General features: G+C 73.0%; 23 protein-coding genes. 9 read left to right on the top strand and 14 right to left on the bottom strand.

Translation table 11 applies throughout. From position 1 onward, the window contains the following. Positions 1-308 precede the first annotated feature (308 nt). The 4 genes from ElP_RS16595 to ElP_RS16580 form a co-directional block, all read right to left on the bottom strand. Positions 309-659 (bottom strand): response regulator, encoded by a 351-nt coding sequence (locus tag ElP_RS16595; protein WP_197447045.1) that lies wholly within the window; start codon positions 657-659, stop codon positions 309-311. 200 nt (positions 660-859) lie between these two features. Beyond that, complete coding sequence (locus tag ElP_RS16590; RefSeq protein WP_145271144.1) at positions 860-2,881, bottom strand: mechanosensitive ion channel family protein; 2,022 nt, start codon at positions 2,879-2,881, stop codon at positions 860-862. Positions 2,882-3,002: 121 nt separating this feature from the next. Then, positions 3,003-3,230 (bottom strand): hypothetical protein, encoded by a 228-nt coding sequence (locus ElP_RS16585; RefSeq protein WP_145271142.1) that lies wholly within the window; start codon positions 3,228-3,230, stop codon positions 3,003-3,005. 292 nt (positions 3,231-3,522) lie between these two features. Then, positions 3,523-4,521: a sialidase family protein gene (locus ElP_RS16580; protein ID WP_197447044.1), complete on the bottom strand. Its 999-nt coding sequence runs from the start codon at positions 4,519-4,521 to the stop codon at positions 3,523-3,525. 250 nt (positions 4,522-4,771) lie between these two features. Between ElP_RS16580 and ElP_RS16575 the strand changes: the two genes are divergently transcribed. Together ElP_RS16575 and ElP_RS16570 are read left to right on the top strand one after the other, a co-directional pair. Further along, positions 4,772-6,001 carry a glycosyltransferase gene (locus ElP_RS16575; RefSeq protein ID WP_231749757.1) on the top strand — a complete coding sequence of 410 codons (1,230 nt, stop codon included), beginning with the start codon at positions 4,772-4,774 and terminating at the stop codon, positions 5,999-6,001. A gap of 54 nt (positions 6,002-6,055) precedes the next feature. Further along, positions 6,056-7,216, top strand: coding sequence for a mechanosensitive ion channel family protein (locus ElP_RS16570; protein WP_197447043.1), 1,161 nt, complete (start codon positions 6,056-6,058; stop codon positions 7,214-7,216). Positions 7,217-8,083: 867 nt separating this feature from the next. Here the strand turns inward: ElP_RS16570 and ElP_RS16565 are convergent. Then, entirely contained in the window at positions 8,084-9,043 is a 960-nt protein-coding gene (locus ElP_RS16565; protein WP_145271138.1) for an SGNH/GDSL hydrolase family protein, read from the bottom strand. Between the two features lie 429 nt (positions 9,044-9,472). Here ElP_RS16565 and ElP_RS16560 point away from each other — a divergent pair, with 429 nt between their 5' ends. The 4 genes from ElP_RS16560 to ElP_RS16545 all read left to right on the top strand — a co-directional run bounded on the left by ElP_RS16560 (position 9,473) and on the right by ElP_RS16545 (position 14,927). Beyond that, positions 9,473-11,881 (top strand): FG-GAP repeat domain-containing protein, encoded by a 2,409-nt coding sequence (locus ElP_RS16560; RefSeq protein ID WP_145271136.1) that lies wholly within the window; start codon positions 9,473-9,475, stop codon positions 11,879-11,881. Between the two features lie 280 nt (positions 11,882-12,161). Continuing rightward, positions 12,162-12,803 (top strand): hypothetical protein, encoded by a 642-nt coding sequence (locus tag ElP_RS16555; RefSeq protein WP_145271134.1) that lies wholly within the window; start codon positions 12,162-12,164, stop codon positions 12,801-12,803. An 88-nt stretch (positions 12,804-12,891) separates the two neighbouring features. Next, positions 12,892-13,956, top strand: a complete 1,065-nt coding sequence (locus ElP_RS16550; RefSeq protein ID WP_145271132.1) for a Gfo/Idh/MocA family protein — start codon at positions 12,892-12,894, stop codon at positions 13,954-13,956. Positions 13,957-13,985: 29 nt separating this feature from the next. Further along, positions 13,986-14,927, top strand: a complete 942-nt coding sequence (locus ElP_RS16545; RefSeq protein WP_145271130.1) for a M23 family metallopeptidase — start codon at positions 13,986-13,988, stop codon at positions 14,925-14,927. Between the two features lie 9 nt (positions 14,928-14,936). Here ElP_RS16545 and ElP_RS16540 read toward each other — a convergent pair whose 3' ends face one another. The 9 genes from ElP_RS16540 to ElP_RS38160 all read right to left on the bottom strand — a co-directional run bounded on the left by ElP_RS16540 (position 14,937) and on the right by ElP_RS38160 (position 18,621). Further along, entirely contained in the window at positions 14,937-15,263 is a 327-nt protein-coding gene (locus ElP_RS16540; protein ID WP_145271128.1) for a hypothetical protein, read from the bottom strand. Between the two features lie 163 nt (positions 15,264-15,426). Then, a complete protein-coding gene (locus ElP_RS16535) occupies positions 15,427-16,593 on the bottom strand; it encodes a hypothetical protein (protein WP_145271126.1) in 1,167 nt (388 codons plus the stop codon). 207 nt (positions 16,594-16,800) lie between these two features. Then, a complete protein-coding gene (locus ElP_RS38165) occupies positions 16,801-16,968 on the bottom strand; it encodes a hypothetical protein (protein ID WP_197447042.1) in 168 nt (55 codons plus the stop codon). Positions 16,969-16,973: 5 nt separating this feature from the next. Next, complete coding sequence (locus ElP_RS16530) at positions 16,974-17,240, bottom strand: hypothetical protein (protein WP_145271125.1); 267 nt, start codon at positions 17,238-17,240, stop codon at positions 16,974-16,976. Continuing rightward, the gene (locus tag ElP_RS16525; RefSeq protein ID WP_145271123.1) at positions 17,237-17,491 is read right to left on the bottom strand and encodes a hypothetical protein; all 255 of its coding nucleotides are present in this window, start codon (positions 17,489-17,491) and stop codon (positions 17,237-17,239) included. The genes ElP_RS16530 and ElP_RS16525 overlap by 4 nt, the downstream gene beginning before the upstream one ends. After that, complete coding sequence (locus tag ElP_RS16520) at positions 17,488-17,772, bottom strand: hypothetical protein (RefSeq protein WP_145271121.1); 285 nt, start codon at positions 17,770-17,772, stop codon at positions 17,488-17,490. The genes ElP_RS16525 and ElP_RS16520 overlap by 4 nt, the downstream gene beginning before the upstream one ends. Positions 17,773-17,896: 124 nt before the next feature. Further along, complete coding sequence (locus ElP_RS16515) at positions 17,897-18,193, bottom strand: DUF7241 domain-containing protein (protein ID WP_145271119.1); 297 nt, start codon at positions 18,191-18,193, stop codon at positions 17,897-17,899. Next, positions 18,190-18,375: a hypothetical protein gene (locus ElP_RS16510; RefSeq protein WP_145271117.1), complete on the bottom strand. Its 186-nt coding sequence runs from the start codon at positions 18,373-18,375 to the stop codon at positions 18,190-18,192. Before ElP_RS16510 ends, ElP_RS16515 begins: the two co-directional genes overlap by 4 nt. Before the next feature lie 69 nt (positions 18,376-18,444). Next, the gene (locus ElP_RS38160; protein ID WP_197447041.1) at positions 18,445-18,621 is read right to left on the bottom strand and encodes a hypothetical protein; all 177 of its coding nucleotides are present in this window, start codon (positions 18,619-18,621) and stop codon (positions 18,445-18,447) included. 537 nt (positions 18,622-19,158) lie between these two features. Between ElP_RS38160 and ElP_RS16505 the strand changes: the two genes are divergently transcribed. The 3 genes from ElP_RS16505 (at position 19,159) to rfbF (ending at position 22,599) form a co-directional block, all read left to right on the top strand. Continuing rightward, on the top strand, positions 19,159-20,532 hold the full coding sequence (locus ElP_RS16505) for a DUF1501 domain-containing protein (RefSeq protein ID WP_145271115.1): 1,374 nt from the start codon (positions 19,159-19,161) through the stop codon (positions 20,530-20,532). A 176-nt stretch (positions 20,533-20,708) separates the two neighbouring features. Beyond that, positions 20,709-21,620 (top strand): TolB family protein, encoded by a 912-nt coding sequence (locus ElP_RS16500; RefSeq protein WP_145271113.1) that lies wholly within the window; start codon positions 20,709-20,711, stop codon positions 21,618-21,620. 160 nt (positions 21,621-21,780) lie between these two features. Further along, a complete protein-coding gene (gene rfbF / locus ElP_RS16495; protein ID WP_145271111.1) occupies positions 21,781-22,599 on the top strand; it encodes a glucose-1-phosphate cytidylyltransferase in 819 nt (272 codons plus the stop codon). Positions 22,600-22,614: the final 15 nt, after the last annotated feature.

Genomic DNA, 22,614 nt, shown 5'->3' with positions numbered 1-22,614 from the left:
CCGGCGGCTCTGGTGAGATCGGGGGGGCATCGGCCGTGTCCATGAATAGGTCCCTTGTCGCGGACGGACCGGCGACGGTTGAGCGACTTCGCTCGGAGACGATCGACGAGGATCTCGCTGCGCGAATTGTGGTTCGGCCTCGGCGGGGTCGCAAGCGAAAAATCGGAGCCCGGGACGGGGCCGAGGCCGTCCGGGCCGATCTCGGGCCTCGCGTTGCCCCGGTCCGACGTCAGGCCCGGGGGGTGGTGACGGGACGCGACCCGATCCGAAAAGGGAAGCTAGAGTCTCGTCCCCGGGGGGCCGATCAGTCAGCCGGCCTCGGAGAGGGACCCCAGCCGCCAGACGTCGACCACGTCGACCGGCTTGCGGAACAGGGCCTCGGGTTCCAGCGCGGCGAGCCTCGACGCGTCGTCCGAACCCGTCGTGACCGCGACCCGGGTCTTCAACCCGGAGTCCCGGACCCGGCGGAGGACGGCCTCGCCGGCGCCGTCGGGCAGCTGCAGATCCAGGATCAGGTAGTCGGGGGCCGGGTCGAGCCGGGCCAGCCCCTCGGCCACGGAAGAGGCGACGGACACCTCCCAGCCCCGGGCCGAGAACACGGTCCGCCAGACCTCCGACAGCGTGAAATCGTCCTCGACGATCAAGAGTCTCGGTGCCACGATCAACTCCTCGGCGTCATGCCGGACATGGCGTTCCCTCTCGCAGTGCCGGCCCCGACGATCGGGGCCTCGATGATTGGCGGTCTCCGAATCATCCAATCATACGGGGGCCGCGGGACGGCGTCGAGTCGGATCGAGGGGCCATACCGCGTGCACGCAACCTCCACTCCGATGTCGGCGGATGGGCGTCCGGGCCGGTCTTACGTGCCCTCGTCTCCCTCGCCTTCGCCGTCGCCGTCGGAATTCCCCCGGGGATTGCCGCCGATCCGATGACGGCGGGCGGCCTCCTGCTGGTTGGAGCGGGATCGAGTCGATTTCGAGCCGGAACCTGCGGGGGACCGGCCCTTGCGCCGGCGATCACCGGGTCTCCGACGGTCGCCCCCCTCGGCCGGCTCCCGCCGGTCGTCGCCGTCGAGGGCGGGGGAGGCGAGGCCGTCCCCCACCATGGCGACCCGGGTGCGGGGCAGGTAGGCCCCCCCCTCCAGGTCCCTCAGGAAGGAGACGAGCCGCTCCCGGACCTCGCAATGCAGGTTCCAGGCGACCGACGGGTCCCGGGCCGAGCAGAGGGCCCGCAGCTCGATCGTCTCCTCCTTGCAGCCGGTGACCTGGAGGATCGGCGGCACCTCCTCGTCCCAGTCCTCCGAATCCTTGAGGATGCGCCCCAGTTCGTCCCGGACGGCGGCGAAGTCGACCCGGTAGTCGGCGTAGAGGTACACCGGCTTCATCATGTTCTCGCCGCCCTTGGTCCAGTTCTCGACGGTGTTGTCCATGAGCTGCGAGGTGGGGACGACCAGCCGCCTCATGTCCCAGGTGCGGATCACGACGTAGGTGACGGCGAGTTCCTCGATCCAGCCCCAGTTCTCGGCGAAGATCACCGCGTCGCCGACCCGGACCGGCTGGGTGATCGCCAGCTGGACGCCGGCGAACAGGTTCGACAGGGGGCGCTGGGCCGCCACGCCGAGGATCAGGGCCGCGATCCCGGCCGAGGCCAGCATGCCGTAGGCGATCGCGTGGAACCACTCGAACTGCCAGAGCGCCACCCCCAGCCCGGCCAGCAGCACGATCACCGTGAAGAAGTGCTTGGCGACCTTGATCCGGGTGAGCATCTCGTGGGCGTTGGACGCGCGTTCTTCCCCCTCGTAGCGGCTGGTCAGCCGGCCCGAGGCGAAGTCGATCACCCGGGAGAGCAGCCAGGTGAGCGAGAGGACGATCAGCACGAAGATCGCCGGCTCGACGATCGCCAGCACCGGGCCGGCCAGCCGGAGCAGGCTCGACGTCAGCAGCTTGAACGCCACCAGCCCCACCACGGCCGCGATCGGGCCGTGCACCGACCAGGCCAGCGCCCTGAGCCAGTCCGAGAGCCGCTGGGACGACTGGGCCTTGAGGATCCGCTCGACCACCGCCTGCACCACCCAGCCGATCCCCAGGCTGATCAGCCCGAACAGCGCGATGCCGATCCACTGCCAGGTGGCGATGCCCCAGACCTTCGTCCCGGTCAGCCCCGACGGCAGTCGACGTTCCAGGGGCCCCGGGCCGAAGGCCGAGTACAGGTCGGGGACGTAGGAGACCGTCCGCTTGGAGAAGACCCAGGCCGGCATCGCGCCGGGCACCTTGACCCGCTCCAGGTAGACGTCGACGTCCCGGTGATCGAGGGGGATTGACCCGAGGTGGTAGAACGACCGGGGCTTCTCGGTGGTGTTCCCCTGGGCCTTCTCCAGCGTGTAGCCGAAGTGCCTCCCGTCGGGGCGGTCGGGTACGTCGGTCCAGTCGATCCAGAGCTTCTGCTGGAGGACCGCGCGGAGCTGCCGGGCGAGCGTCGGGCCGAGCCCGGCCTGGCGGTCGTGGGCCACGCCATTCAGGTTGAGCGACCGGGAGGCCCGGTCGTAGTCCCCCTCGTCGCAGGCGTCGATGAAGTTGGCCAGGCTGGCCTGGGGGGTCTCCAGGTCGGGCGGGTCTTCCGTCTGGGGCAGCCCGGCGTTCAGCTCGGGGCGGTGGACGTAGGCGTCGCTCTGCATGTCCAGGTCGCCCCCGGGGCCGGAGGAGCCCGAACCGCCGCCGGGCGACGATCCCCCGGGGGAGGGGTCGCCACCCCCAAGCATCCCACCCAGGCCGCCGCCCGATTGGGCGAGGGCCGCATGGGAGAGCACCAGCGCGAGGGCGAGGGCGAGTCCCGCGGCCGGGGGGAGGCCCGCGGGCTTCTTCGCGGATCGGGTCGACATCATGCCTCGCTCGGCGTCGCGCGGTCGGCTGGGGGGCGGTGCCGGATCCCTGGCACGATCGATTCCTGAGGGCGATCGGCCCGGCGGGGGGGGCCGGGCCGGGGGGTGGCGGGCGGCCGGCCCATCACGCCCGGACCCTGGCCACCGGCTGCTCCACGACCTTCAGGCCGTACAGCCCGAGGCGTGCCGCCGAGACGGCCACCGACTCGGTCAGCAGGACCGCCTCCTGGCCGGCGGCCCCGCGGACCTCCAGCATGTCGGGCAGCCCCAGGACGCGGCCCCGGTGGACGACCACGTCCGCCGGGGCCTCGATCACCGTCGCGGCCCCCCGGTCGAAGATTCGGATCAACATGACTCCATCCTCCCGCATGATCGATGATTCCGGGCCCGGCCGGCCGTCATTCGGCCGATGGCCTGCGGCAACATCTCAGCTTACGCATCTCGCGTGCCGCCGCCCGCAGGCAACTCGAGAGGCCCCGATGACCGCGACACGAAGACCGGCGCAATCACTTACTTTCGAAAGCATTACGGCGACCCAACCCCTGCCCGAGCGGCCCCGGCCCCGGTCACCGGGTGGTCCGTCCGCCGCACCGCCGGGCGGGCGGGTGGCCGCCCGGCGGCCGGGGGGTCCGCACCGCGACCGGTCAGGGGGCCTCCGGCAGCGCGACCCGGGCCAGGTAGATCGCCGTCTTCTCCTCGTGGGAGGAGTAGTAGCTGACCCAGAGCTCCCCCCCATGCCAGGCCAGGCCGGCGTAGCTGGTGTCCCCCCCCGAGGGCAGGGTGAGCAATTCGGCCAGCGAGCCGGCCTCGGGGTCGAGCCGGCAGACCGAGGTCCGGGGACCGCCGTCGTAGAGCCGGACCACCGCGATCAGCCTCCCGTCGGGCAGCCGGATGAGGTCCGGCCCACCGACCCGGGTCCCCAGGTCGGCCCAGGTCCATTCGAGGTACGGCGCCTCCGCCCGGCCGAGCTGCGCGGAGGGCTCGGCGCCGTCCCGGCGGAGCAGGCAGAGGGCGGGGCCGTCGGGGGGGAATAGCAGGGTGGCCTCGCTCGGCTCCCCCCCGGAAAAGAACGGGTCGACGACCGCCTCGAAGCGGTCGGCCCGGCCGTCGACCCCGCGATAGAGCCTGGCCACCCGGGAGGTCCGCTCCGCCCCGGTGGTGTAGCCGACGCTGTAGGGCAACCCCTCCCCGCTCCAGGAGACCCGCCAGAGCCAGGAGCCGAGGTCGCCGATCGGGCGGGGCCCGTCCCAGGCCGAGCCGTCCCCGGAGGACCAGGCCATCGTCTGGTGCCGGCCCCCTCCCCCGGGCTCGTGCAGGGCCCCGGCGGCGGTGAGCATCAATCGGCCGTCGGGCATGACGCTGAGCTTCGGGTCCCGGAGGTCGGCCGAGTGGGAGGTCAGCCGGGCGATCGACTCCCACGACTCCCCGTCGACCGAGGCGATCACCCGGATCGCCCCGTCGGGGGAGACGTGCCCCCGGCCCTCCCGGAAGGTGCAGAGCCAGCGGCCGTCGAAGCGGATCAGGTCGGTGAAGGCGCTGTGGGGAGCCTCGTCCCAGATGCGTCGGGCCTCGATCAGCTCGGCCCCGCCGGCGTGGGGGGCGTGGGGGGCGAGTGCAAGGGCGGCCAGAACGATCGCGGTCACGGGTCGTCTCCCTGCGGTTCGTCTCGATCGGCCCCGGGCCCCCGCTCCGGGGCCCCAGGACTCTGATCCGTGGTGCCGTGTTTTAACAGACTTCTCGCGCCGATGCCCGGGGCTCCTCCCCGGGCCGCCGGCCAGTCGCACCGCCCTCCCTCCCCTCTCCTGCTCGTTTGCGAGGGATCCGGCCCCCATGCCCGGGGCACGACGGGCGGCCCCGCGTTACACTGGTCGACCAGACCAGCCGAGGCCCCCCGTGCACCCCCCACTCGCCCGACTCCTCGACGCCCCACCGAGCCGCCCGCGGCCCGACCGGCCGGTGCCGGTCGCCCTGGTCATCACCGAGCTGGACGTGGGGGGGGCCGAGCGGGCGCTGGTCTCCCTGGCGACCGGGCTCGACCGCTCCCGGTGGGAGCCCTCGGTCATCGCCCTCGGGCCCGAGGCCCCGCTGGCCGGGCCGCTCCGGGAGGCGGGGGTGCCGGTCGAGTGCCTGGGGGTGGACCGAAGCAGGCCGATCCGGGGGGTGCTCCGGCTGGCCTCGGCCCTGAGGGCGATCCGGCCGGCCCTGATCCAGGGCGTCCTCTTCCACGCCAACATCGCGGCCCGGCTGGCGGCCCCGATGGCGGGCTCCCCGCCGGTGGTCGGCGGGATCCGGGTCGCCGAGCGGGGGAGGCGCTGGCACCTGGCGGTCGACCGGGCGACGGCCCGGCTGTCGCCCGGCTCGGTCTGCGTCTCGGAGGGGGTCCGCCGCTTCTCGGTCGGGGTCGGCGGCCTCGACCCCGATCGGCTCGTCGTGATCCCCAACGGCATCGACCCCGGGCCGGTCGACGAGGCCCCGGCCGTGGCCCGGGGCTCGATCGGCGTCCCGGAAGACGCGGTGCTCGCCCTGTTCGTCGGCCGGCTCGACCCGCAGAAGGACGTGCCGACGCTGCTGGAGGCGGCCTCGGTCGTGGCCTCATCGCGGCCCGACTGGCACCTGGCGATCGTCGGCGACGGGCCGGGGAGGGGCCTCCTCGTCGGCTCCCCGGCCGCCTCCCGGTTCCCGGCCGGCCGGCTGCACTGGCTCGGCCGGAGGGGGGACGTGCCGGGGCTGCTCAAGGCGGGCGACCTGCTCGTCCTGCCGTCCCGGTGGGAGGGGATGCCCAACGTCGTCCTGGAGGCGATGGCCGCCCGGAGGGCCGTGGTGGCGACGAGGGTCGAGGGGACCGAGGAGCTCGTCCTGCCCGGCGAGACCGGCTGGCTCGTCCCCCCCGGCGACCCGGACGCCCTGGCCTCGGCCCTGGGGGAGGCGGCGGCCGACCCCGACCGGCTTCGCTCCTTCGGCGAGGCGGGCCGGGCCCGGGTCGAGCGGCACTTCTCGCGGACGGCCGTCGTCCGGGCCTATGCCGACCTCTGGTCCCGGGTGCTCGGCCTGGAGCCGGAGGGGCCTGATCTCCTCCCGTCCGATCGCCCCTCGTCGTTGCGAGGGGGGGCGAGATCGTGCTAAGGTCGGCCCGGATTCGACCCGGACCGGGGGCAAAGGCGAGCGCGAGGCCCGATCATGTTCGAGACCTGGGACCAGTTCCGAGACGTCCTGACCTCCAGGACGATCCTCGGCCTGCCGCTGCTGCGGTGGCTCGTCTTCCTCGGGCTGGTGGTCCTGCTGGCCTCGGTGATCCGGGTGGGACTGGGGGTCGCCCGGATCCGGCTGAGGAGGCTGGCCGACCGGACGAAGTTGCCCTACGACGACTACCTCTGCCAGGTCGTCGACCACACCTGGACGGCCAGCATCTTCGCCTTCGCCGCCTTCATCGCCCTCTACTTCGTCGAGCTTCGAGGGGGTCCCGGCCGGGCGGACACGGTCGAGCGGACGGTCCGGACGCTGGCCCTGGTGGTGATCTTCCTCCAGGCCGGGCGCTGGGGGATGGGGCTGATCGACGAGGCGCTCCGGCACGGCTTCCGCTTCGCCAACTTCAGCGAGACGGCGGCCCAGACGGCCCACGGCGTCGTCCGGTTCTTCGCCCTGGCCGGGGTCTGGACGATCGTGGCGATCCTGATCCTGGGCAGCTTCGGGATCGAGATCACCCCGCTGCTGGCCGGGCTGGGGGTGGGCGGCGTGGCGGTGGCGTTCGCCTTGCAGCAGATCCTTGGGGACATCTTCTGCTCGGTGGCGATCGTGCTGGACAAGCCCTTCGAGGTGGGGGACTTCATCATCAGCGGCGAGCACATGGGCTCGGTCGAGCACATCGGCGTGAAGACGACCCGGGTACGGAGCCTCGGGGGAGAGCAGATCGTCTTCCCCAACTCCGACCTGATCGGCAGCCGGGTCCGCAACTACAAGCGGATGCTCGAACGCCGGGTCGTCTTCTCCTTCGGCGTACTCTACGGCACCAAGGCGGAGACGCTGGAAGCGATCCCGAAGGTCGTCCGGGAGATCGTCGAGGGCCAGGACCAGACCCGGTTCGACCGGGCCCACTTCGCCAAGTTCGGCGACTCGTCGCTCGACTTCGAGGTCGTCTATTACGTCCTGAGCCCCGACTACAACCTGTTCATGGACATCCAGCAGGCGATCAACCTGGCCCTCTTCCGCCGGATGGAGGAACTGGGCGTCGGCTTCGCCTTCCCCTCCCGATCCCTCTACGTCGAAGGCAACGCCCGGCCCTTCCGGACCGAGGTCCTGCTCCGGGAGGGCTCCCGGCCCAGGGGTGGCGACGGCGCCTGATCCGGCACCGGCCCCCCTGCCCCGCCTCGGACGTTGCCGCCCGTCCGTCTCCGTCCCCCCGACGGACCACCCCGGTGCGCCCACAGGTGCGCCGGTCCCCGCCGGAGATAGATGACGCAACCTTTTCCTAAATAAAGGGTTTCGCAAGGCGACTTGTCTTCGTTTCGTGGAAACGCCCCTGCCTGGGGCCCCCTCGGGCTCGGCGGCCCTCGGGAGGCTCTTGACGACCTTCGGGACCGGGCTCCGTCGCGGAGACCGACTCGGGGTTCCCCGCCGACCGGACGGATCGTGCGCCCGGCAGACGCGGGCGGCGCGCCGAGATCGGGGAAGGCCGTTCGCCACAACCCGAACTGGGTCCGTCCCTTCCATCGAAGGGACCGCGTTCGTTTCGGGAACGATCATGGCTGGGTCCCGGTGGGGGCCGATCGGTCCTCGATCTGCGTTCCAGGAAGGAGCCGGAGGCCGAGGTGCCGGACATGCGCGTCCGGTGCGCCCCAGGGTGCGCCTCCGGTGCGCCTCATGGGTGCGCGTCCGGTGCGCCTCTTGGTGCGCGTCCGGTGCGCCGAATTGCGACCGACGCGATCGACCTAAATTGTTATCCGTCCATACATTTCGCCAGGACGTCCCAGTTCGTTTCGGGATTCGGGGATCTCGGCCCGGGGCGCACCGGGCCTGTGCGGGAGTTCGACCCGGATTGAGAAAGAATTGGCCGTTCGACCGGCCCGGGCGTGTCCCCCGGGGCGGGCGATCGGCGGGACCGGCACGTCGGGCGGACACCAATAGGATCGTGGGATTCGGGCAATCCAGTCACTTTTCCCGGGGGAAGCCGCCCGGATCGCGTGGATTCCGGCCCGGCGCCGGTCCGGATCAGGGGGCCTGGACCAGCTCGGCCTCGGCGGGCGGGGCGAGGGAGCCGGCCAGCGCGACGATCTCTCGGTGGGAGAGCGGGGGGATGCCGATCCGGAAGTGGACGAAGGCGGCCCGGGCGAACCGCTGGGCGATCAGCCCCTGGCCGACGGTGCCGATGTGCCGGCCGTCGGCCAGGAACAGGTGGCCCGGGGCGTTGCCGGGCGAGAGGCGGTCGAGCCGCGCGCCGCCGACGGCGATGAACCGGGGGAAGAGGGCCTCGGCCACCCTCGCCTCCAGCTCCAAATCGGCCAGGCCGACCCGGGGCTCGGCCCGGGCGAGGGCGCGGAGCGCGGCGTTGAACCGCCGGAGGGCGACGGAACAGGCGTCGAGCATCGCCGGGTCGATCAGGCCGGCGGCGACCCGATCCCGGATCTCGGGGAGCCCCCGGAGGCCGGGCACGGTGGCGAGGATGATCCGGGCCGTGGGGGAGGCGTCGAGCAGCGTCCCGACGATCGTCCTCAGGTTCCCGGCCGCGTTGGCGGCGACCCGGGCCAGCGAGGAGGCGGAGCAGGGACGGTCGGGGTCGAGGGCCTCGATGAAGTCGTTTCCGCCGAGGAAGACGTAGCAGAGGTCGACCTTCCCCTCGGCCACCTGGCCGGCGAGCCCGGTATGCTGCCCCTCGGCGATCGCGTCGTCGCTGGTGGCCCCGCTCCGGGCCCAGTTGTGGGCGAAGCCCCGGTGCCGGGGGGGGCCGAGGTCCTCCAGCGAGAACGGGCCGAAGTCCAGGCCCCGGGCCAGGGCGAGGATCTCGACCCAGCCGAGGGCCGAGGCGCGGTCGGGCTCGTAGAAGCGGTATTCGTCGGTATAGCTGTCGCCGATGGCGCCCACCCCCCCGGGGCCCGGCAGGTCGGGCCGGACCAGCCTCGGCATGGCGGAGACGGCGACGCTGAGCGACATCGAGCGGACCACGGCCCACATGGGTCGGAAACTCCGGGGGTGCGTTCGCGAGTGGTGCGGGCGAGGCCCTCCGTGGACCGGGTGCGGCGGACTCCGTCTCGGGGCGACCGGCGGCGGGTCCCGGCCGGGCGTTGCGCCCGTCGTGCCGGTCGACCGCCTTCGGGCGGGGGGCCGCGATGTCGGGGCCCTCGGTCAAGTCTACCTCCTAGCATACTCGATCCCGTCGGGGCGTGCCCGGCCCGGCCCCGGGAGGAGGATCGCCGGAGGGGGAGGCGCCGTCACGCCTTACCTCGGCCGCCGGGTCGGGCCCGATTCGGCCGGCTTGTCGCGCGGGGAGGCGGGCCGTAAAGTCGACGGCGTGATCGGCCCGCCGGGGTGGATACCGGGGACGGGCCGCACCGTCGAGGACGCCCCCCGATCGAGAAGGACCGCGAGACGATGCACCACGTGATGCGACGAGTGCCCGCCCTGTGCTGCCTGGCCGTGACCTGTGCCGCCCTCGTGGGGCCCGCCCGGGGCCAGGGGGGGGAGGACCGGCTGGCCGAGTACTACGGGTTCCTGCCGCTGGAGATCTACAAGCTCGGCGACCGGATCAGCGGCCTCCTGATCGCGGACCTCGACGGCGACGGCCGGGGGGACCTCGCCGTGGCCGACAACGCCCGCAGCCGGATCGACCTGCTGCTGACCACCGAGGGGCCCTCCGACGAGGAGGGCACCTTCGGCTTCGGCCCCAACCGGCTGCCCAGCGCCTCGCGGATGCGGATCAAGACGATCGCGGTGAACAAGGAGATCGTCAGCCTCCAGGCCGGCGACCTCGACGACGACGGCAAGACGGACCTGGCCTTCTATGGCAAGCCGGCCGAGGTGGTCGTCCTCTACAACGAGGGGGGCGGGCGGTTCGGCCGCCCCCGGACGATCACCACGGGGTCGGCCTCCGACAGCGGCTCGGCGTTGGCCGTCGGCGACCTGGACCGGGACGGCCGGGACGACCTGGCGCTGATGTCGTCGCAGGAGATCGTCACGGTGCTGCAGCAGGAGGACGGCACGCTCGGCCGCCCCGAACGGCTGCCGCACACGGCGCCGAGGCCGGGGGTGCTGAAGGTCGTCGACCTCGACGGCGACGGCGGCAACGACCTGGCGATCCTTTCCGGGGGGGACGACTACCCGATCCGGGTCCGCTTCTCCCGGCCCGGCGGCCGGCTCGGGCCGGAGGAGCGGTTCGAGATCGGCGACGCCCGGGCGGTGGCCTACGGGGACGTGGACGGCGCGCCGGGGGCGGAGGTCCTGACGATCGAGTCGCAGACCGGCCGGGCGGTCGTCCACGCCCTGCGACGGGGGCCCGCCCCCGGGGAGGAGCGGGAGGGCCGGTTGATCGTCCACCCGCTGCCGCCGGGCAGCACCCGCAACCGGGCCCTGGCCGTCGGCGACCTCGACGGCGACGGCCGGCCGGACGTGGTGGCCACCGACCCGAGCAACGCGCAGGTGTTCGTGGTGCTGCAGGACGACGCGGAGTCGGGCCTGGGGGCCCTGACGACCTACCCGGGGCTGGTGGGGGGCTCGGCCCTGAGGCTGGCGGACCTGGACGGCGACGGCCGGGACGAGCTGGTCGTCCTCTCGGAGCAGGAGAAGCAGATCGGCCTGAGCCGGCTGGAGGGCGGCCGCCTGGGCTTCCCCAGGGCCCTGCCGATCACCGGGGGGGACCCGATCGGGCTGGCGACGGCCGACCTGGAGGGGGACGGCTCGGTCGAGGTGCTCTACGTGGCCCGGGAGAAGGTGGAGGGGAAGGACTCGTTCACCCTGCGGGGCCTGAAGCGATCCGAGTCGGGCGAGTTCGCCCCGTTGCGCTGGGGGCAGGTGGACGCCGTGGCGATCGAGGGGCTGACCGGCCCGCCCGAGGACGTGAAGATCCTGGACGTGAACCGGGACGGCCAACTCGACGTGCTGGTCTTCGACCCGTACGCCCCCCCCGCCCTGCTGATCGGCCGGGGGGGCGGCGAGCCCCCCGCCCGCAGCGCCAGCCGCCCCGGCCCCCTGGCCGGGCTGGACCCGAGCGGCCTGACCGTCTCGAAGCTCGACGACGAGGAGGAGATCCTCGTCGCGCAGGGGACCTTCGCCCGGAGCATCGCCCTGGACGCCTCGGGCCAGTGGGAGGTGCGCGACCAGTTCAACGCCGGGCGGACGACCGCCCAGTTGCAGGCCGCCGCGGCGATCGACCTGGACGGCGACGGCAATCGGGAGGTGGCCCTGCTGGACCGGACCTCCAAGGCGCTGCTGATCCTGGAGAAGCCGGAGGACGGGGGCTCGTACCGGACGGTCGGCACGCTGCCGGTCGGCTCGCTGGAATTCCTCGGCATGCACGTCGGCGACTTCGACGGCGACGGCAAGGACGACCTGCTGCTGGCCGGGGCGGACAAGTTCGGCGTGGTGCTGACGAGCGGGGACGGCCGGAGGCTGGAGCGGCTGGCCGGCTTCGCCACCGACCGCGCCGACGGCCGGCTGGCCGACCTGATCGTGGGGGACCTGAACGCCGACGGCCTGGCCGACGTGGTGCTGACCGACACGATCGAGCACTACCTGGACATCGTCCCCTTCGTCGACGGCGAGCTGCGCCCGGGCCTGTCGTTCCAGGTCTTCGAGCAGAAGTCGTTCAACAACCTCGACGACCTGATCGAGCCGAGGGAGATGGCCCTGGGGGACGTGGACGGCGACGGCCGGACGGACCTGGCGCTGATCGTCCACGACCGGATCCTCGTCTACCGCCAGGACACCGGCCCGGCCCCAGAGGCCGAGGTCGCCGGGGAGGACACCGGGGCCGAGGAGACGCCGGCGGCCTCGGGACCGGGGGGCGGCGGACGCTGAGCCGGGGCTCCCCCGGGCCTCGACGAATCCCCCCTCGGCCCGGGCGCGGGTCGGGCGCGGCGAGTGAGGACGAGGGGCCTCGGCTTCGATCGAAGCCCCCCTCACCCGGCCTTCGGCCACCCTCTCCCCCGCGGACGGGGGAGAGGGTCGGGGGTGATGTCGGCACGGGCCGTGCTCCCTTGCCGGTCGACGCTCGCCTACAATGAAGCATGAAGGTCGTCGACCGGCCGCGTCGCCCCCATCGTCGCGGCCTCGACGGCCCCAACCGGGGGATGCAACGATGATGAGGACTCGGACGCGAGGGGTCTGGCAGCTGGTCGGCGTCGGGATCGTGGCCTCGGCCCTCCTGGTCGGGGAGGCCGGGGCGCAGTACGGCCCCCGGGCGCAGCCGATCACCGGGGTGAGGACCGGCCTGAGGTATCAGCCCGCGCTGCCGTCGCCGTTCTCGGCGGGGGGGGTGTCGGCCGTCTCGGGGCGGTCGCGCTACGGCGGGTTCTCCGGCGGGGGGCTCGGCTATCCCGGCGTCGGCATCGTCGGCAATCCGGGCGTGGGGATCATCGGCAATCCGGGGCTGGGCTACGGGGGGTATGGGTACGGTTACGGGGCGCCCGGCGTGTCGTCGTTCTCGGTGAACATCGGCCTCGGCGGCCTGGGGTTCCGCAATTACGGGTACAGCGCGACGAGCTTCGGCACGGGGATCGGGATCGGGGCCGTCGGCTATCCCGGCTACGGGTACGGCGTCGGCTATCCCGGCTACGGGTACGGATATGGCACCCCGTCGATCTACGGCCGGGCCCCGTACGGGTCGGTCGGCTTCTCCTCGTTCTCCTACGGGGTGGGGTCGCCGTTCGGCGGCTTCGGCTACGGGGGCTTCCCCTACGGATACGGGTACGGCTATCGTGGCGGCTACTTCGGATACTGACCCGACCGATCGCTGACCGCCCCGCCGGCGAGGGCCGGGGCGGCCGGCGGGATCGCGACCGGCCTGGGACCAGTCGAGGGCGACCGGCATGGCCGACGGGGTGCTTCGGATCGGGATCGTCGGGGCCGGGCGGATCGCCCGGGAGCGGCACCTGCCCGGCTTCAAGGCGATCCCCGGCGTGCGGGTGGCGGGGGTCTGCAACCGGCGCCGGGAGTCGTCGGCGAAGGTGGCCCGGGAGTGGGACGTCCCCCGGTTCTTCGAGTCCTGGGAGGAGCTGGTCGAGGACGAGGGGATCGACGCCGTCGTCGTCGGCACCTGGCCGTACCTGCACTGCCCGATCACCCTGGCCGCCCTGGACGCCGGCAAGCACGTCCTGACCCAGGCCCGGATGGCCATGAACGCCCGGGAGGCCCAGCGGATGCTCGACCGATCCCGGGAGAGCCCGCACCTGGCGGCGATGGTGGTGCCCAGCCCGCTGGGGCTGGCCGGCGACCGGTTCGTCCGGCGCCTGATCGACGACGGCTTCCTGGGCACGCTCCGGGAGGTGCACGTCCACGGGCTCTCCGGCATGTTCGCCAGCCGGAAGACCCCCCTGCACTGGCGGCAGGTGACGCGATACTCGGGGTTCAACATGCTGAACCTCGGCATCCTGCACGAGACCGCCCTGCGATGGACGCCGCCGGCGGTGGAGGTGCTCGCCAGGGCGGCGATCACGATCCCCGCCCGGCTCGACGAGGAGACGGGGGAGAAGGCCCGGGTCGGCACGCCGGACACGGTGCAGGTGCTGACGACCCACGAGGACGAGTCCATCGGCATCTACCGCCTCAGCGGGGTGGTCCGGCATAACACCGGCACGTCGATCGAGCTCTACGGCTCCAGGGGGACAATCCTCTACGACCTGGAGGCCGACGCCATCCGCCTGGGCCGGGCGGGCCAGGAACTGCGTCCCATGCCGATCCCCGAGTCCGAGCGCGGCGGCTGGGCCGTCGAGGCCGACTTCGTGGCCGCGATCCGGGGGGAGCGTCCCGTAACCCGGACCGACTTCCTCACCGGGGCCCGCTACATGCAGTTCACCGAGGCCGTCGCCCGGAGTTCCCGGGCCCAGGCGCCGGTCAACCTCCCGCTGAGGGAGTTCTCCAGCCCGGACGAGTGAGCGGGGCGGACGACGGGAGGGTTCCTGCGTTGGGGGCGACTCGACGACCGAGGCGGCTGGAATGGTGGCACGTCGTGGCCCTGGGGGTGCTGCTGCTCCAGCTCGCGATGACGATCACGCCCTACCTGCGGCCGGGGCCGCTCGGGGCGGTCCTCTGGATGTTCCGGGCGGACCAGTTGCTCTGGTGGGGGGTCGCCCTGCTCCTGGGGCTGGCCGCGCTGGCCACCTCGCTGCTGCGGAGGCCGATCCGGACCCGATGGCGGCTGATCGGCCTCGGGCTGATCGTCGCCCTGGCCGTGCCGCCGACGCTGCCGCTGGCGTACCCCTCGTCCCACGCCGACCGCCCTAGCGCGGTGGATTTCCGACTGCCGCTGGACGGCCCCGTCACCGTCGGCTGGGGGGGCGGGACGCCGGAGGTGAATTCCCACGTCGTCGCCCCCGACCAGTGCGGGGCGTACGACCTGCTCGTCACCCGGGACGGCCGCAGCCACCGGGGTGACGGCTCCCGACTGTCCGACTATTACTGCTACGACATGCCGATCCGCTCCCCGGCCGACGGCGTGGTGATCGTCGCCTCCGACGGCGACCCCGACATGCCCCCCGGGCAGCTCGGCGGCGGGAGCACCGCCTTCGGCAATCACATCATCATGAAGGTGGCCGACCGCGAGTTCCTGTTCCTGGCCCACCTGAAGCCCGGCTCGGTGGCGGTCCGCCAGGCGGACCTGGTACAGGCCGGCCAGGTGATCGGCCGGGTCGGCAACTCGGGGAACACGAGCGAGCCGCACCTGCACCTGCACCTCCAGGACACCTTCGACACGCACCTGGGGGAGGGGGTCCCCATGCCCTTCTCCCGCTACCGGGTCGTCGGCGGCGGGCGGGTCGATCGCGGCATCCCCACCGGCGGCGTCCGGGACGGTCAGATCGTCGAGCACGACGGGGACGACCCCCCGCCCGACGGCGCGTCCCCCTGACCCCGGCCTTCACGGCGAGGCCCCGCCGCCGATCGTCGTCGGCGGATCTCCCCGGGCGCGTCGCCAGGCCGCCCCCGGGGTCGCTCGCCAGGCGGACCAGCCGACCGGCAGGTCGGCCAGCTCGGCGAGCCCGGGGTCGAACTGGAGGATCTCGCCGAGCGCGACCACCACGGCGTCCTCCTCGAAGACGTGCTCGCCGTCGAGGAACTGCCAGGCGCCGTCCTCCTCGTCGTGCGAGACGAGCCGCAGCGGGGAATCGCCCGAGAGGATGCGATCCAGCGTGATCGCCTCCGTCCCCGGGGGGTCGGGGAAGGGCCAGGGACGTGTCGGGTCCATGATCGGCGGTCCTCATGCCCGATGGGCGAGGCCGGGGGCGAGGCCGCACCCTACCCGAGGCGAAGGCCGGGGGCGACCGCCTGCCGCACCCCGGGCGCGGACGGAGGCCCGGGGGATCGACTCCCCCGGGCCTCCGCGACGTCGATCGGGGATGGTCGGGCGATCAGGGCCTGGGATTCGGATCCGGCCGTTCCGTCCCGGTCCCCTGACCCGGTCGCTCCTGCCCCGGGCGGGCGGGGTCGGCGTTGCCGGCGCCGGGGCGGTCCAGCTCGGAGCCGGGTCGATCCTGGCCGGTGTCGGGGAGGACCCGGATGGAGATCGCCTCGCCCCGCATCATCCGTCCCTGGCCGGCCTGGCCGGACTGGCCGGGCTGATCCCCCAGGCCGGGCTCGTCGGGCCGGCGATTGGTCGGATCCTGACCAGGCTGATCCGTTCGAGGCTGGTCCTGCTGCTGGCCCTGTCCCTGTCCCGGGCGGGCGGCCTCGCCGGGCTGCCCCGGGCGGGCGTCGCCGGCCTGGGAATCCGGCCGGTAGGTGACCTCGACGGACTGGCCGACCCGGAGGCCCCGGTACTCCTGCCCGGCGGGCTGCCCGGCCGGGCTCGCCAGCGGATTCTCGCCGACCCGACCGGTCTGCTGGCCGGACTGGTTCGGTTGGTCGCCGGGCCGGGCCGGCTGCTGACCGGATTCGGGCCGATCGGTGGCGCCGGGCTGGCCGGGCTGGCGGTCGGCGATGTCGGCCTGGATGAGGGTGTCGTCGTTGATGGTGAACTGGTAGGACATCATGCCGCCGCCCCCGGGCTGGCCGATCCCCCCCTGCCGCAGGCCGGGGCGGTCCTGGGCCTGGCCGGCGTCGGGGCGGTCCTGGGCCTGGCCGGCGTCGGGGCGGTCCTGGGCCTGGCCCTCGCTGCCGGTCTCATCGCCCACATCGGCACCGAGTTCGGTCTCCCCTTCGGGGCCGGTCGGCCTGCCCATCATGCCACCGCCCTGGACCGTGATGGTGGCCCTGGTGGCCGAGGCACCCTGCCCTTGCTGCCCGGCCTGGCCGGGCTGCCCGGCCGGGCTCTGGCTCTGCTGGCCCCCGGCCTGGCCGGACAGCTCGATCGCGGTGATCCGGCCCCGGATGGTCTGCTGCCCGGCCTGCTGCTGCAACTCAGCCCGGCCCTCCTGCCCGGGCTGGCCGACCTGCCCGGGCTGGCCGACCTGCCCGGGCTGGCCGACCTGCCCGGCCCGGGGGCGGTCTTGCCGGGGCTCATTTTCGGTCTGGGCCGTCGCCGTCGAACTCCAGGCCAGCGCGATCGCCGAGGCCCCGGTCAGAATGATCCTGGTCATCCGTCGTCTCCTGGCGTCCCTGGGGAAACTCGAGAAGGTGGTCGTCCCCGCCCCGTCGGGGCCGGGATGCGGCCCGATCGGGTCGCACGGCGTCAGGGCCATGCAAGCGGCAGGCCCATATCCACGAAACAGAATACGAATTTTTGTTGAACGGTTGTCCTCCCGGCCCGGCCGAGGGGGGCGGTCCCGGAAGACGCGGGAAAAAAATTACGGGGGATGGGATCGCTTCCCGTGATCTGACCGGGACGCGACCCCGCCGGTGCACCTGCGGACGACCCCCGAGACCGTGCGGCCGTCCGGGGCGTAGATCGCCAGCCGGTCGCCGGGCCGGACCCGATGGGGGGTCGCCTTGATGGTTTTCGCTCGTTCGCCCATCGTGGTCACTCCGATTCGACGACGCTGGCGCCGCCCCCGTGGTCGACGCGGCGGCAGTCGTGGCCCACCAAGAACCCGACCGTGAATGCGAGGAACAGGGCCGCGACGGCGAGCACGATCCCCGCGACGACGAGGGCCGTCCGGAGGAAGGCATCGGCCTCCGACTCGGCCTCGGCCAGGTCGTCCCTCATCTCGTCCACGAGCCCGCCCACCCGCGCCCGGAGTTCGCGGTACTCCTGTTCGTAATCGGTGTCGTCGCCCATCACGATCATGACCCCTCCCCCGTGGTCGCGCCCGCGTCGCCGGGCCCGGCGCCCGCGGCCGGGGCGAGGGCGGCCGGCTTGCCCCCCAACTCCAGGGCGAGGCGCTCGCGCTCGATCGGGCACCGGAGCCCGGCGTGGTACAACGCGCGGGCCTCCAGGTCGGTCAGGCAACGATTCCAAACGTACCCGCCCCATGCGTGGCCGATCGGCGGGCGGTCGAGTCGCTCGTCGTCGCTCATGATCCCCCCTCGCTCGCTCATCGCCTCCCCACCTCCCCCGCCTCGACGCCGGAGGCCAGGCCCCCCGCCCCGGCCTCGGCCACGATCGTCGCGTGCGTCTCCCGGCAATGGCCCGCCCCCCACCAGGTGCCGACCCCCAGCCCGACCCCGAAAGCGAGCGCGAGGCCCGCCCCGGCGAAGGCCGCCCGGAACAGGCCGTCGGCCGGGTCGTCGGCCATCGCCGCGAAGGCGTCGGGCAGCTCGTCGAGCGTCCCATGCTTGAGCCGAGCCATTGCATGGTCGAAACGATCCATTCCCGACATGGGCAAATCTCCCTGGCATTCAAAGGGGGTCGCGATATCATGCCCGCCCGCAATCTCCCTTACCGGCTCGACCGGCCGGTCGCGACGCGGTTTCCCGGGGTGATGCGGGGATGCGACGGGGTGTCTAGGGTTGTTGGTTCTCGGGGTCGACGACTCGCCAGTCGCGATCCTCCAGCGACCACGAGGATTCCCCGCGGTCGACCGGCGTCCACTCCGGGGCGTCATGGGACCGCCGGGCGATCGTCCTGGCCAGCACGCCTTCCTCGCCCACCGCCGTGATCCGGATGCGGTCCTCGGCCCACCATGATGCCCCCGGCAGGCTCTCCCGCCCTTCGAGCACCGTCCCCACGCCCCAGTCGCGGGCGCGGCAGAGGTCGGCGGAGGTCGGGCGGGGCGGGGGTGTGGAAGTTGGGGTGGTCATGAACGGTCCTCTCCCGAGGCGATTTCCCCCTCATCGTCTTCGTCCTCGGGGTACTCGAATTCGAACCGCTCCCGGCACTTGGGACACCAGCATTCGTCGGTCATGTTCATCCGGAAGGCGGATTGGTCGCCGCCCTCGAACCCGCAGAACGGGCAGGTGATCGTCCAGGAATCAACGCTCATGCTCTCGATCCTCCCCTCCCCCCTCCTCGCCCCGCCCGCCGGGCGGCCACGGCCCGCCACGCGGCGGGGTCAGGCGTCGATCGCACAACCGCCACCGCAGCCCCAGCCGACTTCCTCGCCGTCCTGGTCGTCGAGCAGCGGGAACGCCTCGCACTGCTCCCGGAACTCCCGCATCGTGACGCCCACGGTCTTGCCGTCCCGCCGATCCCGGAGGAACGGCCTGGCCGTGGGGCCGATCGCCGCCATCGAAGACCTGCCACGGCGTCCGCCCGTCGGCGACCGTCACCAGCGGCACCCCGAGGTGGTCCGCCGACTCGTCCAGGAACCGATAGAGGTCCTCGTCCTCCATCCGCGTGTCGGCGAACAGCAGGACGACACCCTCCCGCCCGTGCCGCTCGATCGTCCGCCTCGCGGCGGCGTAGGACACGAGCCCCCCGGAGTAGGTGACCAGGTATTTGATCGGGGACCCGTCCCATTCCATCGCTATGCTCCCCCCTCCCCCTCCCGGGCTGCCTACCGGATGGCTACGATCCGCGATTCGGCCGAAGACAACCGACTTACGTCGACTCCATCGGTCGCATCCATCGGTGGCGATGGTTGTAAGTTCTTGGCAGATAACGATTGGGGTATTGACCCCCTTGCCTTCCGCTGCTAATGTGAAAAATGTGAGACTCCCGCTCGGGTCGTGCCGGGAGCCTCGTCGGAGGTGCGGCCGGCATGCAACGTGCCGGCCGCCCTCCGACTGATGAATTGACGGCCGCGAGGGGGAGGGGGCCGATCGCCATGCTCGACCTCGGGGGCACGACGGGCCGGACCTGCCGGGGCCGATCGCGTCGGGCGTTCCTGAGGGTCGGCACCCTGGGCGCCCTCGGCCTGACCCTCGGCGACCTGCTCGCGCTGCGATCCGCCGCGGGAGACGCCCCCGGCCCGGGGCCCCGCGCGAAGGCGGCGATCGTGCTCTGGCTCTGGGGGGGCCCGAGCCACCTCGACACCTTCGACCCGAAGCCCGACGCCCCCCTGGAATACCGGGGGCCGTTCGAGTCGGTCGCCACCGCCGCGCCGGGGGTGAGGGTCTGCGAGCTGCTGCCGGGCCTGGCGAGGCGGGCCGATCGCTTCGCCCTGATCCGGTCGATGCACCACGAGTCGAACGACCACGGCGTCGCCGGCACGATCGCGCTGACCGGGAGCATCGCCGGGGCCGTCGACCTCGGCGGGGGCGTGGCCGGGGGGGCCTTGATGCCGAGCACCGGGGCGATCGTCTCCCGGATCTCGGGCCGACGGCCGGGGGGCCTGCCGCCGTACGTGATCCTCGGCAACCAGCTGCACCAGGGTCACAAGCGGGTGGTCGGCGAGGGGGGAGGCGTGCTCGGCGCCGCCCACGACCCGTTCCGGATCGACTACGAGCCGGGCGTCGGGCCGGTGCTGCCCGACGTGCACCTGCCCGAGGGGGTCACCGCCGATCGCATGGCCGCCCGCTGGCAACTGTTCGAGCGGTCCTCGGCGGCGGGCTCGGCCTCGAAGCCGGCCGAGGCCCTGGCCGAGCACTACGACCTGGCCCGCCGGCTGATCGCCTCCAGGGAGAGCCTCTCGGCCCTGGAGATCGACCGGGAGGCGGAGGCGACCCGGGAGGCCTACGGGCCCCATCGGTTCGGCCGCTGCTGCCTGATCGCCCGGCGGCTGGTCGAGGCGGGCCTGCCCTTCGTCCAGGTAAACTGGAGCACCCACGTCGAGGGCCCCGAGGACGCCGGGGACGGCGGCTGGGACATGCACGACCGCTACTTCTCGGTGATGCAGGACCGCCACGGCTGGATGCTCGACCGCGCCCTCTCCGCCCTGCTCGACGACCTGGAGGCCCGGGGCCTGCTCGACTCCACGCTGGTCGTCGCCGTCGGCGAGTTCGGCCGGACCCCCCGGATCAACGCGAAGGCGGGCCGGGACCACTGGAACTCCTGCTACTCCGCCCTGCTCGCCGGGGCCGGGGTGCCGGGGGGCGCCGTGGTCGGCTCGTCCGACCGCCGGGCCGAGTTCCCGGTCGAGCACCCCGTCCACCCGGCCGACCTTTCCGCCACGATCCTCGGCCTGCTCGGCATCGGCGCCGCAGAGCTGACCGGCATCGGCCTGACGCCGACGGGGACGCCGGTGGCCGGGCTGACCTGAATCGAGTCGACCCGACCGGGCCCCGCACGGGGGGGCGAGGATGGCCGGGGGCGGGCGACGGCCCTCGAAGGCCGGGTCGGGGGGCGAGGCTCCTCGACATCCCCCCTTCTCGCACCCGACGGCCGGGCGGCCGCCCCGCAGCCCGGCTCCCCGATCCCCCCACCCCGGTCTCCCCGATGAACCCACCCTGGCTCCTCGTCGCCCTCGCGTTGGCCCCGTCATCCGACGACCCGGGGCGGCCCCTCCTCCGGCACACCGAGGACGGCCGGGAGGTGATCCGGCCGAGCTGGTCGCCCGACGGCCGGTCGCTCGCCTTCGCCCGATCCGAGCAGGGCGGGACGCAGATCTGGCAATACGTCATGCCGGTCGACCCGCCGGGGCTGCCGACCCGGCTGACCGGGCGCACCGACCCGGAATTCCAGGGCGTCTTCTCCCCCGACGGCCGGCGCGTGCTGCTGACGGTCGTGCCCCGGTCGGGGACGCAGGGGAACTGCGACCTCGCCGCCATCGAAATCGACGGGGGACGCCTCTCCGTGGTGGTCGACGACCGGGGCGGGGGGCTCTCGCACCAGGAATGGCCGAGCTGGTCGCCCGACGGCGCTCGGTTCACCTTCAGCTCGACCCACGACGGCAACCAGGAGATCTACACGGCGAAGGCCGACGGCTCGGACCTCGTCCGGCTGACGCAGGGCCCCGGCATCGACTCGCACCCGAGCTGGTCCCCGGCCGGCGACCGCATCGTCTTCGCCACCGACCGCTGGGGGGGCCTGGAGCTGGCCTCGGTCTGCCCCGACGGCACCGGCCTGGCCCGCCTGACCGAGTCCCCCGGCCTGGACGACTACCCGAGCGTCTCCACGGACGGGAGGCGCGTGGCGTTCGTCTCCAACCGGGACGGCCAATTCGAGATCTATGTCATGGGCCTCGACGGCGGCCCGGCGGTCAACCTGTCCCGCCACCCCGGCCGGGACACCATGCCGACCTGGACCCCCGACGGCCGGGGCGTGACGTTCGTCTCCGACCGCGGCGGCGGGGCGGATCTCTATACGATCGGCGTCGGCGAGGAGGGGGTGTCGGCGGCCGGCCGTTGAGGCCGGGCCGGGGTCCCCCCCCGGAAGTGTGATTGACGGATTCGCCGATTGCCGATACTCCTCTGGTCCTGACCCCGGGGGACCCGGGGGATCGCGCGCCGGGGCGACGCCTGGAGTCGCGTCCCGGCCGTTCGGCCCGCAGGGAGGAGGGGACGAGACGATGCAGGTGGTCATCCTGTGCGGTGGGCAGGGGACCCGGCTCCGAGAGGAGACGGAATTCCGCCCCAAGCCGATGGTCGAGGTCGGCGGCCGGCCGATCCTCTGGCACATCATGAAATCTTACGCCCATCACGGGTTTCGCCGCTTCGTGCTCTGCCTGGGGTACCGGGGCGATTTCATCAAGCAATACTTCCTCAACTACGAGCCGCTCAGCAACGACTTCACCGTCCGCCTGGGCAGCCGGCCGCGGGTGACCTACCACGGGGCCCACCCCGAGCAGGACTTCCAGGTCACCCTGGCCGACACCGGCCCGCAGACGATGACCGGCGGCCGGGTCCGCCGGGTCGAGCCGTACGTCGACGGCGACACGTTCATGGTGACCTACGGCGACGGCCTGGCCGACGTGAACATCTCGGAATTGCTCGCCTTCCACCACCGGCACGGCAAGCTCGCCACCGTGACGGCCCACCGGCCGGCCTCCCGGTTCGGCGTGCTGGAGATCGCCGACGACCATCGGGTCGTCCGGTTCGCCGAGAAGCCGAAGTCCGACGGCTGGGCCAGCGCCGGGTTCTTCGTCTTCAACCGCCGCCTGTTCGACTACCTCGGCGACGACGAGTGCGTCCTCGAGCGCGAGCCCCTGGAGCGGATCGCGGCCGAGGGGCAGTTGATGGTCTACAAGCACGAGGGCTTCTTCTTCGCGATGGACACCTATCGCGAGTACCTCGCGCTCAACGAGCTCTGGGACCAGGACGAGGCCCCCTGGAAGGTCTGGGACGACGACTCGGGCCAGGACCACCGCAGCCTCCTCCTGGCCGGCTGAGCCGGCCCGGGTGTC

Source organism: Tautonia plasticadhaerens (genome assembly GCF_007752535.1).
Taxonomy (GTDB): domain Bacteria; phylum Planctomycetota; class Planctomycetia; order Isosphaerales; family Isosphaeraceae; genus Tautonia; species Tautonia plasticadhaerens.
Note: the sequence above shows the minus strand (reverse complement) of the source record. Positions and strands in the feature narration are given on the sequence as shown.

Bases quoted from the DNA above. Each gene is read 5' to 3' on its own strand.
- ElP_RS16570 (WP_197447043.1), top strand. From the start codon at position 6,056: ATGTTCGAGACCTGGGACCAGTTCCGAGACGTCCTGACCTCCAGGACG.
- ElP_RS16515 (WP_145271119.1), bottom strand. From the start codon at position 18,193: ATGACCACCCCAACTTCCACACCCCCGCCCCGCCCGACCTCCGCCGAC.
- ElP_RS16530 (WP_145271125.1), bottom strand. From the start codon at position 17,240: ATGATCGTGATGGGCGACGACACCGATTACGAACAGGAGTACCGCGAA.
- rfbF (WP_145271111.1), top strand. From the start codon at position 21,781: ATGCAGGTGGTCATCCTGTGCGGTGGGCAGGGGACCCGGCTCCGAGAG.
- ElP_RS16585 (WP_145271142.1), bottom strand. From the start codon at position 3,230: ATGTTGATCCGAATCTTCGACCGGGGGGCCGCGACGGTGATCGAGGCC.
- ElP_RS16560 (WP_145271136.1), top strand. From the start codon at position 9,473: ATGCGACGAGTGCCCGCCCTGTGCTGCCTGGCCGTGACCTGTGCCGCC.
- ElP_RS16510 (WP_145271117.1), bottom strand. From the start codon at position 18,375: ATGAGCGTTGATTCCTGGACGATCACCTGCCCGTTCTGCGGGTTCGAG.
- ElP_RS16565 (WP_145271138.1), bottom strand. From the start codon at position 9,043: ATGTGGGCCGTGGTCCGCTCGATGTCGCTCAGCGTCGCCGTCTCCGCC.
- ElP_RS38160 (WP_197447041.1), bottom strand. From the start codon at position 18,621: ATGGCGGCGATCGGCCCCACGGCCAGGCCGTTCCTCCGGGATCGGCGG.
- ElP_RS16520 (WP_145271121.1), bottom strand. From the start codon at position 17,772: ATGTCGGGAATGGATCGTTTCGACCATGCAATGGCTCGGCTCAAGCAT.
- ElP_RS16505 (WP_145271115.1), top strand. From the start codon at position 19,159: ATGCTCGACCTCGGGGGCACGACGGGCCGGACCTGCCGGGGCCGATCG.
- ElP_RS16590 (WP_145271144.1), bottom strand. From the start codon at position 2,881: ATGATGTCGACCCGATCCGCGAAGAAGCCCGCGGGCCTCCCCCCGGCC.
- ElP_RS16500 (WP_145271113.1), top strand. From the start codon at position 20,709: ATGAACCCACCCTGGCTCCTCGTCGCCCTCGCGTTGGCCCCGTCATCC.
- ElP_RS16555 (WP_145271134.1), top strand. From the start codon at position 12,162: ATGATGAGGACTCGGACGCGAGGGGTCTGGCAGCTGGTCGGCGTCGGG.
- ElP_RS38165 (WP_197447042.1), bottom strand. From the start codon at position 16,968: ATGGGCGAACGAGCGAAAACCATCAAGGCGACCCCCCATCGGGTCCGG.
- ElP_RS16540 (WP_145271128.1), bottom strand. From the start codon at position 15,263: ATGGACCCGACACGTCCCTGGCCCTTCCCCGACCCCCCGGGGACGGAG.
- ElP_RS16535 (WP_145271126.1), bottom strand. From the start codon at position 16,593: ATGACCAGGATCATTCTGACCGGGGCCTCGGCGATCGCGCTGGCCTGG.
- ElP_RS16525 (WP_145271123.1), bottom strand. From the start codon at position 17,491: ATGAGCGAGCGAGGGGGGATCATGAGCGACGACGAGCGACTCGACCGC.
- ElP_RS16550 (WP_145271132.1), top strand. From the start codon at position 12,892: ATGGCCGACGGGGTGCTTCGGATCGGGATCGTCGGGGCCGGGCGGATC.